Source organism: Klebsiella sp. GB_Kp047, assembly GCF_040065235.1.
GTDB lineage: Bacteria > Pseudomonadota > Gammaproteobacteria > Enterobacterales > Enterobacteriaceae > Klebsiella > Klebsiella quasipneumoniae.
The window spans coordinates 324,793-341,306 of record NZ_JBEAJG010000039.1; the positions used below are offsets into that span (position 1 = coordinate 324,793).

Sequence of the window (16,514 nt, forward strand, 5' to 3'; positions counted from 1 at the left end):
ACTACAACCAATACATCACAAGTGGTCAGACCTCCTACAAGCACAGGGAGCATTTCTCTATGATGATTTTGAGTATTGTTGCAACCGTTGTTTTACTCGGTGCGCTCTTCTATCACCGAGTCAGCCTGCTGCTCAGCAGCGTGATCTTGCTCGCCTGGACCGCAGCGCTCGGCGCGGCCGGTCTGTGGAATATCTGGCTGCTGCTGCCGCTGGCGATCATTCTGTTACCGTTTAACTTTGCGCCTATGCGTAAATCCATGATTTCCGCACCGGCGTTTCGCGCTTTCCGCAAGGTGATGCCGCCGATGTCGCGTACTGAAAAAGAAGCCATCGACGCCGGGACCACCTGGTGGGAAGGGGATCTGTTTCGCGGCAACCCTGACTGGCACAAGCTGCATAACTATCCGCAGCCGCGTCTGACCGCCGAAGAGCAAGCCTTCCTCGACGGCCCGGTGGAAGAAGCCTGCCGGATGGCCAACGACTTCGCCATCACCCACGAAATGGCCGATCTGCCGCCGGAGCTGTGGGCGTATCTGAAAGAGCATCGCTTCTTCGCGATGATCATTAAGAAAGAGTATGGCGGGCTTGAATTCTCCGCTTATGCCCAGTCGCGGGTGCTGCAGAAGCTCTCTGGCGTCTCCGGCATTCTGGCGATCACCGTCGGCGTCCCGAACTCACTGGGGCCGGGCGAGCTGCTGCAGCATTACGGTACCGAAGAGCAGAAAAACCATTATCTGCCGCGTCTGGCGCGCGGGCAGGAGATCCCCTGCTTCGCTCTCACTAGCCCGGAAGCGGGCTCTGACGCCGGCGCCATTCCGGATACCGGCGTGGTCTGCATGGGTGACTGGCAGGGCCAGCAGGTGCTGGGTATGCGCCTGACATGGAACAAACGCTACATTACACTGGCGCCTATCGCCACCGTGCTGGGACTGGCGTTTAAACTTTCTGACCCGGATCGTCTGCTGGGGGGAGAAGAAGAGCTGGGCATCACCTGCGCGCTGATCCCGACCTCCACCCCGGGCGTGGAAATTGGCCGTCGTCACTTCCCGCTTAACGTCCCTTTCCAGAACGGCCCAACCCGCGGCAAAGATATCTTCGTGCCGATCGATTACATCATTGGTGGGCCGGGGATGGCCGGTCAGGGCTGGCGCATGCTGGTTGAATGTCTGTCGGTGGGACGCGGTATTACTCTGCCGTCCAACTCCACCGGCGGCCTGAAATCGGTGGCTATGGCGACCGGGGCTTACGCCCATATTCGCCGCCAGTTCAAAATCTCGATCGGTAAAATGGAAGGGATTGAAGAGGCGCTGGCGCGCATTGCCGGTAATGCTTATGTAATGGACGCTGCGGCGTCGCTTATCACCTACGGCATTATGCTCGGCGAGAAACCGGCGGTGCTCTCCGCGATCGTGAAATATCACTGCACCCACCGCGGCCAGCGCTCCATTATCGACGCAATGGATATTACCGGCGGGAAAGGCATTATGCTGGGCGAAGGCAACTTCCTCGCCCGGGCCTATCAGGGCGCGCCTATCGCCATCACCGTGGAAGGGGCGAACATTCTGACCCGCAGCATGATGATCTTCGGTCAGGGTGCGATCCGCTGCCATCCGTACGTGCTGGAGGAGATGGCCGCCGCGCAGAACAACGACCTGAACGCCTATGACAAGCTGCTGTTCAAACATATCGGCCATGTCGGCAGCAACAAAGTACGGAGTTTCTGGTTGGGCCTGACCGGCGGACGCACCAGCAGCGCGCCGACCCGCGACGTCACCCGCCGCTACTATCAGCAAATGAACCGCCTGAGCGCGAACCTGGCGCTGCTGTCAGACGTCTCGATGGCGGTGCTGGGGGGCAGTCTCAAGCGTCGCGAACGTATCTCCGCGCGTCTGGGGGATGTGTTAAGCCAGCTGTACCTGGCCTCGGCGGTGCTGAAACGCTATGACGATGAAGGACGCAACGAAGCCGATCTGCCGCTGGTTCACTGGGGGGTGCAGGATGCGCTGCATCAGGCCGAGCAGGCCATCGACGATCTGCTGAAAAACTTCCCCAACCGTCTGGTGGCTGGCGCAATGCGGCTGGTCATCTTCCCGACCGGTCGTCATCATCATGCGCCGTCGGATAAGCTGGACCATAAAGTCGCTAAAATTCTGCAGGTGCCCAGCGCCACCCGCTCCCGCATCGGTCGCGGTCAGTACCTGACGCCGAGCGAGCATAACCCGGTCGGCCTGCTGGAAGAGGCGCTGCTGGAAGTGATGGCGGCCGATCCTATCCACCAGCGTATCTGTAAAGAGCTGGGTAAAAATCTGCCGTTCACCCGTCTCGACGAACTGGCCACCCATGCCCTGGCGAAAGGCTTAATTAATCAGGATGAAGCCGCCATTCTGACCCGAGCAGAGCACAGTCGCTTGCGCAGCATTAACGTCGACGACTTTGCGCCAGAGGAGCTGGCAACCCAGCCGGTAAAGCTGCCGGAAAAAGTTCGCAACGTTGAAGCCGCATAATAAAGCAACAACCACATCACAGGCCGGGCGGGGAATTTTCCCCGCCTTTTTTTCGTCTCGCCTTCACCCGTGGTTCCTGTTAGTAGCATTTTTTTAACAAAATATTCCGCGGACCGCCGCGAGGCTGATAAGGTGTTACAGTTAACTTAACCCCCTCATGAGAATGGAGTTGACCATTGTGCCTGGCCTGAAAATTACGCTGTTGCAACAACCGCTGGTCTGGATGGACGGCCCTGCTAACCTGCGCCATTTTGATCGCCAACTGGAAGGGATTGTCGGGCGCGATATCATTGTTTTACCTGAGATGTTTACCACCGGCTTTGCGATGGAAGCGGCAAAACAGTCTTTACCCGAGGCCGAGGTGGTGGCGTGGATGCATGCCCGGGCGGCGCAAACCCAGGCGTTGATCGCCGGCAGCGCCGCGCTGCAAACTGAGCGCGGGGCCGTTAACCGCTTCCTGCTGGTCGAGCCTGACGGCACAGTTCATCATTATGATAAACGGCACCTGTTTCGTATGGCGGATGAACACCATCACTATGAGGCCGGGGACAAGCGCGTGGTCTTTGAATGGCGCGGATGGCGGATCCTGCCGCTGGTCTGTTACGACCTGCGCTTCCCGGTATGGTCGCGTAACCTTAACGATTATGATCTGGCGCTGTATGTGGCGAACTGGCCGGCGCCGCGCTCGCTGCACTGGCAGTCGCTGCTGGTCGCCCGCGCGATTGAGAACCAGGCCTACGTCGCCGGCTGTAACCGGGTCGGCACCGACGGCAACGGTCATCATTACCGCGGTGATAGCCGGGTTATCAGTCCCCAGGGGGAGATTGTCGCCACCGCCGATCCGCATCAGGCCACTCGTCTTGACGCCGAACTGTCGCTGAGCGCCCTGCAGGAATATCGTGAAAAATTCCCCGCCTGGCGCGATGCCGATCCTTTTACTCTGGATTAATCCCCCTCCGCTTTCTTCCCCCCTTCTGCGGGAAAAGAAAGCGGAATTTCCTCTTGCAGCGCCCAACAGAATATTTACAGGGCGCCTTTCATTTCTGTTCTACACTCATTAAAAGACCCCACAACCAAACGGGCGGAGATCATTTTCAATTCACTTCTGCTTTGTAAATCATGAGTTTTCTATTGCCAGCTTGTTTTGTTGAACCCGGCTGAGCGTTGGCGTATGAATATTTAATGAGCGTAATGGAAAATGGATAATAATAATCTTCAGTTAATAGAAAAACGGCTGGTCACCCGCTTTCTCGATATGTTTATTCGGTTCGGTCTTATTCTGGCGCTGGCCTCATTCTGTTTTACCGTCTTTTCTCCCTTCGTCAATATGATGCTCTGGGCGTTGATTCTGGCCGTGGCGCTCTATCCTTTACATCAGTATTTTGCCAGACTGTTAGCGGGAAAACAGGGACTGGCGTCGGTGGCGCTGGTGCTGTTAGGTATTTTACTGATTGTTATCCCCACGGTGCTAATGATCACCTCGCTGGCGGAAAGCGCCAGCGCCATGATTGACAAGATGGGTAGCCAGAGCTTTACCATTCCCCCGCCCTCTTCACGAATTGCCTCTTTACCGATCGTTGGCGAGCGGCTTAGCGCCCTGTGGATGCGGGCTTCCGTGGATCTCCCGGGACTGCTCAACAATTACCGTTCGCAAATCGGCGACATTGCCAAACAGTTTCTCAGTATTTTGGCCAGCATGGGCGGCGGGCTGATTGGCTTTATTATTTCGTTTATCGTCTCGGGAATTATGATGGCCTGGGGCGCAGCGGGCGCCATCAGCGCCCAGCGTATTGCCATCCGTATTACCGATGAAAATAAAGGCGTGACCCTCACCCGCCTGTGTACCAGCACCATCCGCGCGGTCGCCCAGGGCGTCATCGGGGTGGCATTGATCCAGGCGCTGCTGGTCGGTGTGATCATGCTGATGGCCAGCATTCCCGCCGTCGGGATCTTCTTTATACTTGCCCTGATCCTCGGCATTGCCCAGGTGCCGGTGATCCTGGTGACGGCCCCGGCCATCGCACTGATGTGGAGTCTCGGCACCCACAGTACCGGAATGGATATCTTCTACACCATCCTGCTGATCGTCGCCGGTATGGCCGATAACGTCCTCAAACCTCTGCTGCTGGGGCGCGGAGTCGATGCGCCAATGCCGGTGGTGCTGCTGGGCGCCCTCGGTGGAATGGCCTCTAACGGCATTCTCGGTATGTTCCTCGGCGCCACCCTGCTGGCCATCGGCTACCGAATCTTCATGACCTGGGTAAATGAAGGGCAACCCGCCCTGCCGCAGGATAAATAACCGCAGGGGAGCGTTACGCTCCCTTATTTCATTCCATAAACATTCGTACCGCGCACCAGACCAGCAGCAGCGCCAGCAGCAGATTTAACCCTCTTCCATGGCGTTCGAACACCGGCTGAAACAGATGACCGGCCAGCGCCCAGCAAAGATTGCCGGCAACGCCTATTACTGATAGCAACAGGCTTATCATCACCAGCCAGAATGGCTCGCGAGTCACCGGCAGAACAAAGGTCGACAGGGCCGTGATGCCGTACAGGATAATTTTTACATTCACAAACTGCAGCCCCAGGCTGGCCCAGAAGCTGACAGGCCGCTCCTCCTGCCCACCGCTGGCCGGGTCGCTGCGCGCAATGTGCCAGGCCAGCCACAGGATATACCCCGCGCCGACCCAGCGTAGCAGGGAGGTTATCCCCTCATCCAGGGTAACGAGAGTGAACGTCAGCCCGGCACAAATCAGCATGATGATCACAAACCCCAGGCTCATGCCGGCCAGAACCCGCATGCTCCGTCGAAAGCCGTGCGCGGTGACGCTGCTCAGCGCCAGAATATTATTCGGCCCGGGCGTCAGGGCGGTGATCAGGGTGTAAGTTAAAAAGGCGCTAATCAGGGTAGGTGTCACGTGTTTTCTCCTCTTGACTGGCAGACAGTACCCGAAGCTGATAATTTAAAAAAATGAATGTTTTTTCATTCTGAATTCGAGAATGTCGATATAAAGAGGAAATATGGATCTGCGACGCTTTATCACCTTCAAAACGGTTGTCGAAGAAGGATCCTTTCTGCGCGCCTCGCAGAAACTGTGCTGCACCCAGTCCACCGTAACCTTTCATATCCAGCAGCTTGAGCAGGAGCTTGCTATCCCGCTGTTTGAGAAAATTGGCCGGCGGATGTGTCTCACCGCCGCGGGTAAGAATGTCCTGCCGCACGTCTACGATCTGACCAAAGTGATGGCGTCGATTCGCCAGGCGGCGCGCCAGGACGATGAACCCGGCGGCGAACTTCGCGTCGCCACTGGTGAAACCCTGCTGGCGTACAAAATGCCGCCGGTGCTGCAGCGTTTTAAGCAACGCGCCCCGAAGGTCCGCCTGTCACTGCAGTCGCTCAATTGCTACAGCATCCGTGATGCGCTGCTCGCTGACGAAGTCGACTTGGGGGTGTTTTACCGGGTTGGCAACGATGATGCACTCACCATGATGGAACTTGGCCCGCAGCCGCTGGCGCTGGTCGCGTCAGTCGATCAGGCGCCGGTCGACTTCCTGCGCCCGCGGCAGCATATCCCATTGAGCTTTATCATCAACGAGCCCCAGTGCGTGTTCCGGCAGATTTTTGAAAGTACCCTGCGCCAGCGCGGCATTACCATGGAGAACACCATCGAACTGTGGAGCATTGAAAGCATCAAACAGTGCGTGGCGGGCAATCTTGGGGTGAGCTTCCTGCCGCGCTTTGCGGTAGAGGAGGAACTCAAACGCGGGACGCTGGTCGAGCTGCCGTTCAGCGAGACGCCGCTGACGATCCATGCGCTCTGCGCCCATCACGCCGGGAAAGCAATCAGTCCTGCGATGCGGGTATTCATGCAGTGTATGCAGGAGGAACAAGAGGCGCGCTGAAATTCGGCGACGAAAACGACGAAAGCCTGAATCATTGCTGATTCAGGCTTTCTGAATAGTGGCGGAACGGACGGGACTCGAACCCGCGACCCCCTGCGTGACAGGCAGGTATTCTAACCGACTGAACTACCGCTCCGCGTTGTTGTTCCGTTGGGAACGAGGCGAATATTACGGATTCCCCTCTACCCCGTCAACGCTTTTTCTACCGTTTTGAATCGTTTGCTGCAAAAATCGCCCAACCGCCTACTTTTAATCCATTTTAGTGGTTATCAGGCACGCCACAGGCAGCTTCCGCCTTTCTTTTGTACCAGATCGAGGCGGGATTCATGGTTCACCAGTTCTTCATCAGAGGCATAAACTACCCGTAACTGGCTGGCGGCGCGGACGACGCGCTGAATGCCCATCTCTCCCGCCTGCTGCTGGCTTTCGCCTTCCATAGAGAACGCCATCGACGTCTGGCCGCCGGTCATCATCAAATAGACATCGGCAAGGATCTGGGCATCGAGTAATGCCCCGTGCAGCGTGCGCTTGCTGTTATCTATTTCGTAACGCGAACATAACGCATCCAAACTGTTGCGTTTGCCGGGAAACATTTTCCGCGCCAGCGCCAGACTGTCGGTGATTTTACAAAAGGTCTCGGTTTTTCCGATGCCGCGGTTTAGCTTACCGAACTCGTAATCCATAAAACCGATATCAAACGACGCGTTATGGATCACCAGCTCCGCGCCGCGAATGTAATCCATAAATTCATCGGCAACGTCGGCAAAGGTGGGTTTATCCAGCAGGAATTCATCGGCGATCCCGTGCACGCCGAACGCCTCCGGATCCACCAGCCGATCGGGCTTCAGATAGACGTGGAAATTGTTACCGGTCAGGCGGCGGTTGATCACCTCCACGGCGCCGATCTCAATGATCTTGTGTCCTTCGTAATGCGCCCCGATCTGGTTCATACCGGTGGTTTCGGTATCGAGAACAATCTGGCGCGTAATTGCAGTGCTCATAGCGGTCATTTATGTCAGACTTATCGTTTACAAATCGATTTCAATTACAGGAAGTCTACCAGAGATGCTCAAACAGGTAGAAATTTTCACCGACGGCTCTTGCCTGGGAAATCCAGGACCCGGCGGTTACGGCGCCATCATGCGCTACCGCCAGCACGAAAAGACCTTCAGCGCCGGCTACCGTCTGACCACCAATAACCGCATGGAACTGATGGCGGCAATCGTCGCTCTCGAAGCGTTAAAAGAGCATTGCGAAGTGGTGCTCAGCACCGACAGCCAGTATGTCCGCCAGGGGATCACCCAGTGGATCCACAACTGGAAAAAGCGCGGCTGGAAAACGGCTGAGAAAAAACCGGTAAAGAATGTCGACCTCTGGCAGCGGCTGGACGCCGCGCTTGGCCAGCATAAGATCAAATGGGAGTGGGTGAAGGGCCACGCCGGCCATCCAGAAAACGAACGCTGCGACGAGCTGGCCCGCGCGGCGGCCTCCCATCCCACTCAGGACGACATCGGCTACCAGCCGGAGAGCTAATTCTGCCCCTTGCGCCACTGCCGGGTGGCGCCGACTGCCGGCCGCAGCTGGGTTTTCGCTTTACCGGATTTCATCGGATTGAGCGTCAGCGGAATGGTCCGTTTGCGGGCGACAATCAATTGCAAACAGCCCAGCGCTGGCAGATGGGTGCTCAGCAGTTTGCCGCCATGCCGCGACCAGGGTAAAACCTGATAACGCCCATAGTGCAGCACTTCAAAGTTGAGCAGCGACAGCCAGTCCAGCTGGCGCATCAGCGTAAACATACGGCTGTTGTACGGCGTGCCTTTGCGCAGGACCGGCACCAGTTTACGCAACCCCATCAGGCTCACCGGATTAAACCCGGTCAGGATCATCCAGCCATCATCGATCAGGACGCGATCGGCCTCCCGCAGCAGGCGATGCGGATCGCTGCACCACGGCAGGGTATGCGCCAGCAGGCAGGCGTCGACGGACTTTTCGGCAAAGGGCAAATGCAGCGGGTCGGCCCGGACCTGCATTGGGTTTCCCGCCAGCGAGACATTCACCTGGTGCGAGATGGCGCAAGCTTCGGTATTGATTTCCGCGCTCAGATTGCCAATCTTAAGCAGATGAAAGCCATATAATTTAGCCAGCCATGGCTTCATCTGCTGTTCAAGCGTTTCGCGATAGTATTCGCCCCACGGCATACTGGACCAATGCTCAGGCGCTGTCACTGTATGAGGTATCCTTGCCGGCTTCATTGCCACCTTCCGCTACGCTTTAGAGGTAATTTATGAATCTTATCAGTATTCCCGCGTTTCAGGACAACTACATCTGGGTTCTCATTGAGAATCACGGCCGCTGCATCATCGTTGACCCGGGCGAGGCCGCGCCGGTTCTGGCGGCAATCGAGGAAAACCAGTGGCAGCCCGAGGCCATTTTACTGACCCATCACCATCAGGATCACGTCGGCGGCGTAAAACAATTACGTGAAAAATTCCCCTCTCTGGTGGTTTACGGGCCGGCAGAAACCCAGGATAAGGGGGTTACTCAGGTAGTAGACGATGGCGATCGGTTGTCAATTCTGGGTCACGATTTTTCCATTTTCTCCACGCCAGGTCACACATTAGGACATATCTGTTACTACAGCGAACCTTATCTGTTTTGCGGCGACACGATGTTCTCCGGCGGCTGCGGAAGGCTGTTCGAAGGTACCGCAGAGCAAATGTATCAATCATTTATGAAAATTAACGCCCTTCCTGCAGAAACCATTATATGTTGCGCACATGAATATACGTTAGCGAATATGAAGTTTGCGTTGAGTATCCTGCCTGATGATAGGGACATAAACGATTACTATCATAAAGTTAATGAGTTACGTGCAAAAAAACAAAAGACACTACCCGTAATTCTGAAAAACGAGCGGCGTATAAATTTATTTTTACGCGTAAATGATGTTGATTTAATTGATAAAATTAACAAAGAAACAAAATTGCAACACTCTGTGGCGCGATTTGCGTGGTTAAGGTCAAAGAAAGACGAATTCTGACATTTAATTCTTGTCATCGGCTAACTTCGCCGTTATCCTTGGTCGTCTTTTAAGCAACTATTGACACACACATGAAGGCACGAGCGATATTATTCGCCTCTGTCCTGCTGGTGGGGTGCCAGGCGTCTAAGCACGATGGCACCGTCGAACAGCGAGCACAGAGCCTTTCTGCGGCTGGTCAAGGGGAAGCAGGCAAGTTCACAAGTCAAGCGCGCTGGTTAGATGATGGAACCTTCTACGCGCAAGACCAGGATCTGTGGACTTCCATAGGCGACGAGCTAAAGATGGGAATACCGGATAACCCCCGGATTCGCGAGCAAAAACAGAAGTATTTGAGAAATAAGAGCTATCTCCACGATGTAACTTTACGGGCAGAGCCGTATATGTACTGGATAGCCGGGCAGGTTAAGAAACGTAACATGCCAATGGAACTGGTATTACTACCCATAGTGGAGAGCGCTTTTGACCCACACGCGACGTCTGGCGCCAATGCCGCAGGCATCTGGCAGATCATTCCGAGCACAGGGCGCAATTATGGTTTAAAACAGACCCGCAGTTACGATGCGCGTCGTGACGTTGTCGCATCGACAACCGCGGCGCTGGACATGATGCAACGTCTGAACAAAATGTTCGACGGCGACTGGTTGTTAACGGTCGCGGCATATAACAGCGGCGAAGGTCGGGTCATGAAGGCAGTGAAAGCGAACCGTTCGCGTGGCAAACCCACCGATTTCTGGTCGCTGTCTCTGCCGCATGAAACGAAAGTCTACGTACCGAAAATGCTGGCATTGAGCGACATCCTCAAAAATAGCAAACGTTACGGCGTAAAGTTGCCTACGGCTGATGAAAGCCGTGCGCTGGCGCGCGTTCGCCTCGACAGTCCGGTTGAGATTTCTCAGCTCGCGGATATGGCCGGTATGCCGGTCAGCAAGCTGAAGACCTTCAACGCCGGCGTAAAGGGGTCAACGCTGGGCGCTAGCGGGCCAAAGTATGTCATGGTGCCGCAGAAGCACGCAGCCCAACTGCGTGAATCGCTGGCCTCTGGCGACATTGCCGCCGTACAGCCGACGCAGCTCGCGGATAATACGCCGCTGACCAGCCGAAGCTATAAGGTGCGTTCCGGTGACACCATTTCCGGGATTGCTTCCCGTCTCGGTGTGACGACCCGCGATCTGCAGCAGTGGAATAACCTGCGCGGCTCTGGGTTGAAGGTTGGACAGAACCTGGTTATCGGCGCCGGCAGCAGCGCGCAGCGTCTGGCGAATAACAGCGATAGCATCACCTATCGCGTTCGCAAAGGTGACTCGCTGTCGAGCATCGCCAAACGTCATGGCGTTAATATTCGCGACGTTATGCGCTGGAACAGCGATACCGACAATCTGCGGCCTGGCGATCAGCTAACCCTGTTTGTGAAAAACAGCGATCGACCAGAGTCCTGATACGTCAGGGTTCGATAAAAAGGCACCGACTTCCCCCGGTGCCTTTTTTGTTGTCCGTATTAAACCGCTTTATGCGCTTCAAACATGATGGTATCGCTGGTAAAGGAACCATCCTGCTGTAACTCAAAGTAGGCTTTCACCTCCGCCGAGGCGCTCTGCTGGTATAAACGAATCGCCTCCACCAGCGGCTCAGGGGTACGCATCCGCGCCACCCACGAACTGAATTCCAGCGGCAGGCGATCGGTCAACAGCCGATTAATCACCAGCCCCGCCTCCGTCGCCAGCGTCAGCCACTCGCCGCTGGAATAATTACGCACGTGCGAGGTATCGCGCAGGGCTTCTACGGTCTGCAGCCAGACATCACGCACCGCATGGCCCGGCGACATCACGTCCATCACGATCATCACCCCACCCGGCTTGAGAACACGCTTCACCTCGCGCAGCGCCTGGCCAACGTCATGCCAGTGATGAGCGGAATAGCGGCTGATAACGATATCAAAGCTGGCATCAGCGAACGGCAGCGTTTCGGCATACCCCTGCTGGGTCACGATATTGCTAAAACCTTTATCCTTTGCTGCGGCGGCAACGACCTCCAGCATCTGGCTCGATAAATCATAGGCGGTCACCTCGGCAACCTGTCCCGCCGCGGTAAAGCTGGCGTGCCCTGCCCCGCAGCCCATATCCAGCACTTTCGCCTGCGGAAAATCAGCCAGACGTTCCGCCAGCCGCTGCAGATCGCGACCAGAGGCATGTACGGCGCTGGTCAGATAGGCGCTGGCCTGGGAGCCGAACTGCTTTTCAACGTTGTCATGGTGAGAGCGTGTTGTCATGTTGTCTTGTCCTTACGGTTTTTTGAGTAATAAAAGGCAGCACTATGCATGCACAGGCCTGCCCCATGGCAGGCCTGACCAACCTTAAATTAATCAGGCTTGCCGGGACTGAATTCGACTAGTAGCGGGTTGTGGTCGGAGGCGCGGGTTACCAGCACGGAAGCATCGTGCACGCTTAACCCACGGTAGAACACAAAATCGAGCGGGCGACCAAACGCGCGACGGCGCTGGTCGTCAGAGAAACGAACTTCACGCAGCGACATCTCGCGTGCAAAGCGGTACAGCGCGTTCATTCGCGGCCGGCTCCAGGCATTGAAGTCCCCGGCCATAATCACCGGCCCGCTGTGATGGGCAATCTGATCGCCGATCGGCAGCAACTGCTTGCTGTAGACATCGACGCCAAGGCTAAAGTTGACGGCATGGATATTGACCACCATTAACAACCGCGCATCGGGCAGCGGATAAACGGTCACTAAGGCCGATTTCGGCAATCGCAAAATAGGCTCGCGCTCGCGCAGCGGACAGCAATAGATGGGGTGAGCGGAGGCCAGCGTCATCACGCCGGAAGGATGCTGGGGCAGCACCAGCGCCGGCACCTGATCGGCGGCCAGATAGTTTGAAGTCGCGAACCTGACCAGTTCTGGGGTGGTTTGCGCCTCCTGCAACAGGACCAAATGCGCATCTTTGCCGAAATTTTTGAGGACCGACTGCCACTCTGCACGCTGCTGCTTGAAGATATTCCACACCAGCACGCGGATCTTCTCATCGCTGCTTAACGGCGTGCCGGCGGAATAAACCGGACTCACGCCCGCAAACGCCCCCGGAGGCAATATTCTCTCCGCAGGTTGTCCGGCGACATAGCGCATGGCGTAGGTGTTCTTTCGCAATTTGGGCATTAATCCTCGATAACAGAAACCAGCCCGACGACGACTGGTTCTTCTGTTATAGGGATTTTCCCATACACTTTCAATGCAATTTGCGAGAAACCCTTAGCCTTCGGGAGAAAGCGCTGCCGAACGGCGCGGCAATTTATCTAAACGCCCGCTCAGAACCACCAACAGCAAAGCGACCAGCACAATCACCGCGCCAATCCACGGCGTCTGCGCCAGACCGTACCGCTCGACCGTCTGTCCGCCGACGATCGATCCCAGCGCGATGCCGACGTTGAAGGCGGCGATATTCAGACCGGAAGCGATGTCGACAGCCCCCGGGGTATACTGCTCTGCTTTTTGCACCACATAGACCTGCAGACCCGGCACGTTGCCGAAGGCGAAAACGCCCATCACCAGCACCGTTGCCAGCGCGGCATAGTGAACGCTGGCGGTCAGCTGGAACACCAGCAGCAGCACAACCAGCGCGGCGAAGATAAACTTCAGCGCGGAGACGGCGCCATGCTTATCGGCCAGTTTGCCGCCCCATACGTTGCCGATAGCCACCGAGACGCCATAGCCCAGCAGGATCCAGCTCACCGCTGAGGGGCTGAAGCCGGCCAGCTCCTGCATCATCGGCGCAAGGAAGGTAAAAGCGGTAAACACGCCGCCATAGCCCAGCGCGGTAATGGCATAGATCATCAGCAGGCGCGGATGGGTTAAGACTTTAAGCTGATCGCGCAGGCTGGCGCTGGCGCGGCCCGGAATATTATTCGGCACCAGAATCAGACTGCTGATTAGCGCAATCACCCCGAGAATCGATACCGCGAGGAAGGTTTCCCGCCAGCCGAAATGCTGGCCAATAAAGGTGCCAAAGGGAACGCCGGTCACCAGCGCGACCGTCAGGCCGCCGAACATAATGGCGATGGCCGAGGCTGCTTTCTCTTTTGCCACCAGGCTGGTGGCGATTGTCGAGCCAATAGAGAAGAACACGCCGTGCGCCAGGCCGGTCAGCAGGCGCGCCAGGATCAGCGTTTCATAGCCTGGAGCCTGCCAGGCCAGCACATTACCCGCCGTAAACAGGACCATCAACGCCAGCAGCAGCTGTTTACGCGGCATACGCCCGGTTAATGCCGTCAGCACCGGGGCGCCGATCGCCACGCCCAGCGCGTAGATAGAGACCAGCAGTCCCGCAGAAGATAGAGAGATAGAGAGTTGTTGGGCAATCGTCGGGACCAGGCCGACAATCACGAATTCAGTGGTGCCAATTGCAAAGGCACCGATGGTTAAGGCAAATAGCGCCAGTGGCATAATTTACTCCGTAGCATCAGGATTAAGATGACACGTAGTATGAAGGGTTGTATAAATAACAAAAACTATCAAAGTATCAATATAATTTTGCTACAGGTGCAATAATGAGAGCCACATCCGAGGAGATCGCCATCTTTGTGGCGGTAGTGGAAAGCGGGAGTTTCAGCCGGGCAGCCGAACAGCTGGGTCAGGCCAACTCTGCCGTCAGCCGGGCAGTCAAAAAGCTCGAATCAAAGCTTGGTGTCAGCCTGCTTAATCGGACCACCCGCCAGCTCAGTCTGACAGAGGAAGGCGAGCGCTATTTTCGGCGGATGCAGGTGGTATTGCAGGAGATGGCGGCGGCAGAAAATGACCTGCTGGAAACGCGCACGACGCCGCGGGGCTTGCTGCGGGTGGATGCCGCGACGCCGGTGATGCTGCATTTTCTCATGCCGCTGGTGAAGCCGTTTCGCGAGCGTTACCCGGAAATGACGCTGTCGCTTGTCTCTTCAGAGACGTTTATTAACCTGATTGAACGGAAAGTGGATGTAGCGATACGGGCCGGAACCTTAACGGATTCCAGCCTGCGCGCCCGACCGCTGTTCACCAGCTATCGTAAGATCGTCGCCTCGCCAGCGTATGTCTCGCGCTACGGTGTGCCGCAGCATCCGTCAGATCTGAAACAACATCAGTGTCTGGGCTTCACTGAACCCGTCTCTCTGAACACCTGGCCAGTCTCCTGTTGCGATGGTCAGTTGTTAGAGATTGAGGCGGCGGTGTCATCAAACAGTGGGGAAACCCTCAAACAACTGTGTCTGACCGGCAACGGTATTGCCTGTCTGTCGGATTATATGGTGGATAAAGAGATAGCCAGTGGGGAGTTTGTTGAACTACTGGCCGACAAACGCTTGCCGGTGGAGATGCCCTTCAGTGCGGTGTACTACAGCGACAGAGCCGTCAGTACACGTATCAGGGCGTTTATTGATTTTCTAAGCGAACACGTAAAACAGCTCCCGAAGGAGCTGTCGTAGTACCCTCTGATAGGCATGCCGGAAGCGGGAGATTAATCCCACTGCGGCGCCAGACCTTCCGGGCTCACCAGCCGATCGTTGCAATCCAGCGCAGCGATCGCCTGGCGATCGTCATCATCCAGCTGCAGATCCAACGCCTTCAGGTTGCTGGCCAGGTTCTCACGCTTCGTCGAGGACGGGATTACCGCGTACCCCTCGCCCATCGCCCATGCCAGGATAACCTGCGCCGAAGTCGCATTATGTTTCGCCGCGATACGGGCAATCACCTCATCTTTCAGTGCCTTACCGTAGGCCAGGGTCATATAAGAGGTGATATGGATACCGTGCTCACGCGCCCAATCGACGACTTTACGGTTTTGCAGATACGGCGAAAGTTCAATCTGATTGGTAGCAATGTTTTCAGCGCCAACGGCGGCAATCGCGCGCTCCATCAGTGGAATAGTGAAGTTGGAGATACCGATCTGACGGGTCAGGCCGAGCGTCTTCGCTTCCATCAGAGCGGCCATAAACTCTTCAACAGCCACCGCATCGTTCGGTGACGGCCAGTGGATCAGCGTCAGATCAACATAGTCAGTGCGTAGCTTCTGCAGGCTCTCTTGCAGGCTGGCGATCAGCTTGTCTTTGCTCAGGTTTTCGATCCAGATTTTGGTTGTGATGAACAGCTCATCACGCGGCACGCCGCTCTCAGCGAGAGCCTGACCCACCGCGGCTTCGTTGTCATAGATTTGCGCGGTGTCGATAGTACGATAGCCCAGCTCCAGCGCGGTTTTTACGGATGCGATAACAACATCATCTTTCAGACGGAAGGTGCCAAGACCAAATGCAGGGATTGCCATGTTTTTCCTCGTTATTTGTTCATTTCGGTTAACGGATGAAATTATGGCTGATGGTGTGGAGGGGAAAAAGAGCGATTAATGCAGAGGATTTTTGCTGATTTAGCAATAATCGGGAACAGATCAAACAAAAAAGCCCTGAGCAAATGCTCAGGGCTCTTAATAAGTGGCGGAACGGACGGGACTCGAACCCGCGACCCCCTGCGTGACAGGCAGGTATTCTAACCGACTGAACTACCGCTCCACCGAATTTTTTCGCTTTATGACCACCGGTTGTCACCCCGGCTTACTGCAATTTGATGCCTGGCAGTTCCCTACTCTCACATGGGGAGACCCCACACTACCATCGGCGCTACGGCGTTTCACTTCTGAGTTCGGCATGGGGTCAGGTGGGACCACCGCGCTAGTGCCGCCAGGCAAATTCTTTGTGCTCAGTACGCAATTCTTTATCGCATCAGCTGCGTTGCCTGCGCTCGTAAAGTTAGTCACATACTTCAGTATGCTCCTTCCTTTCCTTCGCTGGTCGCCTTGCTGCTGCGCAAATTATTGCGTACTCAACTCTGAATCTAAGCTGAAAATCTTCTCAAATCGCCAAAACATCTTCGGCGTTGTAAGGTTAAGCCTCACGGTTCATTAGTACCGGTTAGCTCAACGCATCGCTGCGCTTACACACCCGGCCTATCAACGTCATCGTCTTTAACGTTCCTTCAGGAGACTTATAGTCTCAGGGAGAACTCATCTCGGGGCAAGTTTCGTGCTTAGATGCTTTCAGCAC

The 16,514-nt window shown here is 56.0% G+C and carries 15 protein-coding genes, 2 tRNA genes and 2 rRNA genes; 8 read left to right on the plus strand and 11 right to left on the minus strand.

The window, feature by feature from the left end; genetic code table 11:
* The first annotated feature begins 59 nt into the window (after positions 1 to 59).
* From fadE to ABLV76_RS18995, 3 genes are all read left to right on the plus strand, one after another.
* A complete protein-coding gene (fadE, locus tag ABLV76_RS18985) occupies positions 60 to 2,504 on the plus strand; it encodes an acyl-CoA dehydrogenase FadE (RefSeq protein ID WP_023319786.1) in 2,445 nt (814 codons plus the stop codon).
* A gap of 178 nt (positions 2,505 to 2,682) precedes the next feature.
* The gene (locus ABLV76_RS18990) at positions 2,683 to 3,453 is read left to right on the plus strand and encodes an amidohydrolase (protein ID WP_004204628.1); all 771 of its coding nucleotides are present in this window, start codon (positions 2,683 to 2,685) and stop codon (positions 3,451 to 3,453) included.
* 249 nt (positions 3,454 to 3,702) lie between these two features.
* Entirely contained in the window at positions 3,703 to 4,803 is a 1,101-nt protein-coding gene (locus tag ABLV76_RS18995) for an AI-2E family transporter (protein ID WP_004204627.1), read from the plus strand.
* A 28-nt stretch (positions 4,804 to 4,831) separates the two neighbouring features.
* On the opposite strand, the gene eamB is transcribed toward ABLV76_RS18995, so the two are convergent.
* A complete protein-coding gene (eamB, locus tag ABLV76_RS19000; protein WP_004204623.1) occupies positions 4,832 to 5,422 on the minus strand; it encodes a cysteine/O-acetylserine transporter in 591 nt (196 codons plus the stop codon).
* Positions 5,423 to 5,525: 103 nt separating this feature from the next.
* On the opposite strand from eamB, the gene ABLV76_RS19005 reads away from it, so the two are divergent.
* Positions 5,526 to 6,407, plus strand: coding sequence for a LysR family transcriptional regulator (locus ABLV76_RS19005; RefSeq protein WP_012968890.1), 882 nt, complete (start codon positions 5,526 to 5,528; stop codon positions 6,405 to 6,407).
* A gap of 59 nt (positions 6,408 to 6,466) precedes the next feature.
* Here the strand turns inward: ABLV76_RS19005 and ABLV76_RS19010 are convergent.
* Positions 6,467 to 6,543: transfer RNA gene (locus ABLV76_RS19010), tRNA-Asp, on the minus strand.
* Between the two features lie 133 nt (positions 6,544 to 6,676).
* A complete protein-coding gene (gene dnaQ, locus ABLV76_RS19015) occupies positions 6,677 to 7,408 on the minus strand; it encodes a DNA polymerase III subunit epsilon (protein ID WP_004204621.1) in 732 nt (243 codons plus the stop codon).
* Between the two features lie 64 nt (positions 7,409 to 7,472).
* Between dnaQ and rnhA the strand changes: the two genes are divergently transcribed.
* Positions 7,473 to 7,940, plus strand: coding sequence for a ribonuclease HI (gene rnhA / locus ABLV76_RS19020; protein ID WP_004204620.1), 468 nt, complete (start codon positions 7,473 to 7,475; stop codon positions 7,938 to 7,940).
* On the opposite strand, the gene ABLV76_RS19025 is transcribed toward rnhA, so the two are convergent.
* Positions 7,937 to 8,659 (minus strand): class I SAM-dependent methyltransferase, encoded by a 723-nt coding sequence (locus tag ABLV76_RS19025; RefSeq protein ID WP_004204619.1) that lies wholly within the window; start codon positions 8,657 to 8,659, stop codon positions 7,937 to 7,939. The genes rnhA and ABLV76_RS19025 overlap by 4 nt on opposite strands.
* Positions 8,660 to 8,691: 32 nt before the next feature.
* Here ABLV76_RS19025 and gloB point away from each other — a divergent pair, with 32 nt between their 5' ends.
* Together gloB and mltD are read left to right on the plus strand one after the other, a co-directional pair.
* Positions 8,692 to 9,447, plus strand: coding sequence for a hydroxyacylglutathione hydrolase (gene gloB / locus ABLV76_RS19030; RefSeq protein WP_004204618.1), 756 nt, complete (start codon positions 8,692 to 8,694; stop codon positions 9,445 to 9,447).
* Positions 9,448 to 9,518: 71 nt separating this feature from the next.
* Complete coding sequence (gene mltD, locus ABLV76_RS19035; protein WP_004204616.1) at positions 9,519 to 10,886, plus strand: murein transglycosylase D; 1,368 nt, start codon at positions 9,519 to 9,521, stop codon at positions 10,884 to 10,886.
* A gap of 59 nt (positions 10,887 to 10,945) precedes the next feature.
* On the opposite strand, the gene ABLV76_RS19040 is transcribed toward mltD, so the two are convergent.
* The 3 genes from ABLV76_RS19040 to ABLV76_RS19050 form a co-directional block, all read right to left on the minus strand.
* Positions 10,946 to 11,716, minus strand: a complete 771-nt coding sequence (locus ABLV76_RS19040) for a class I SAM-dependent methyltransferase (RefSeq protein ID WP_053810740.1) — start codon at positions 11,714 to 11,716, stop codon at positions 10,946 to 10,948.
* Positions 11,717 to 11,805: 89 nt separating this feature from the next.
* A complete protein-coding gene (locus ABLV76_RS19045) occupies positions 11,806 to 12,603 on the minus strand; it encodes an endonuclease/exonuclease/phosphatase family protein (protein ID WP_074194120.1) in 798 nt (265 codons plus the stop codon).
* A 102-nt stretch (positions 12,604 to 12,705) separates the two neighbouring features.
* Complete coding sequence (locus ABLV76_RS19050) at positions 12,706 to 13,896, minus strand: MFS transporter (RefSeq protein ID WP_348878419.1); 1,191 nt, start codon at positions 13,894 to 13,896, stop codon at positions 12,706 to 12,708.
* A 104-nt stretch (positions 13,897 to 14,000) separates the two neighbouring features.
* On the opposite strand from ABLV76_RS19050, the gene yafC reads away from it, so the two are divergent.
* Positions 14,001 to 14,906: a DNA-binding transcriptional regulator YafC gene (gene yafC, locus ABLV76_RS19055; protein ID WP_004204612.1), complete on the plus strand. Its 906-nt coding sequence runs from the start codon at positions 14,001 to 14,003 to the stop codon at positions 14,904 to 14,906.
* Between the two features lie 32 nt (positions 14,907 to 14,938).
* Here yafC and dkgB read toward each other — a convergent pair whose 3' ends face one another.
* The 4 genes from dkgB to ABLV76_RS19075 all read right to left on the minus strand — a co-directional run.
* Positions 14,939 to 15,742 (minus strand): 2,5-didehydrogluconate reductase DkgB, encoded by an 804-nt coding sequence (gene dkgB, locus ABLV76_RS19060; RefSeq protein ID WP_348878420.1) that lies wholly within the window; start codon positions 15,740 to 15,742, stop codon positions 14,939 to 14,941.
* Between the two features lie 164 nt (positions 15,743 to 15,906).
* Positions 15,907 to 15,983, minus strand: a tRNA-Asp gene (locus tag ABLV76_RS19065).
* Positions 15,984 to 16,040: 57 nt separating this feature from the next.
* Positions 16,041 to 16,156 (minus strand): 5S ribosomal RNA (gene rrf, locus ABLV76_RS19070).
* Positions 16,157 to 16,351: 195 nt separating this feature from the next.
* A 23S ribosomal RNA gene (locus ABLV76_RS19075) occupies positions 16,352 to 16,514 on the minus strand; the annotation flags it as partial.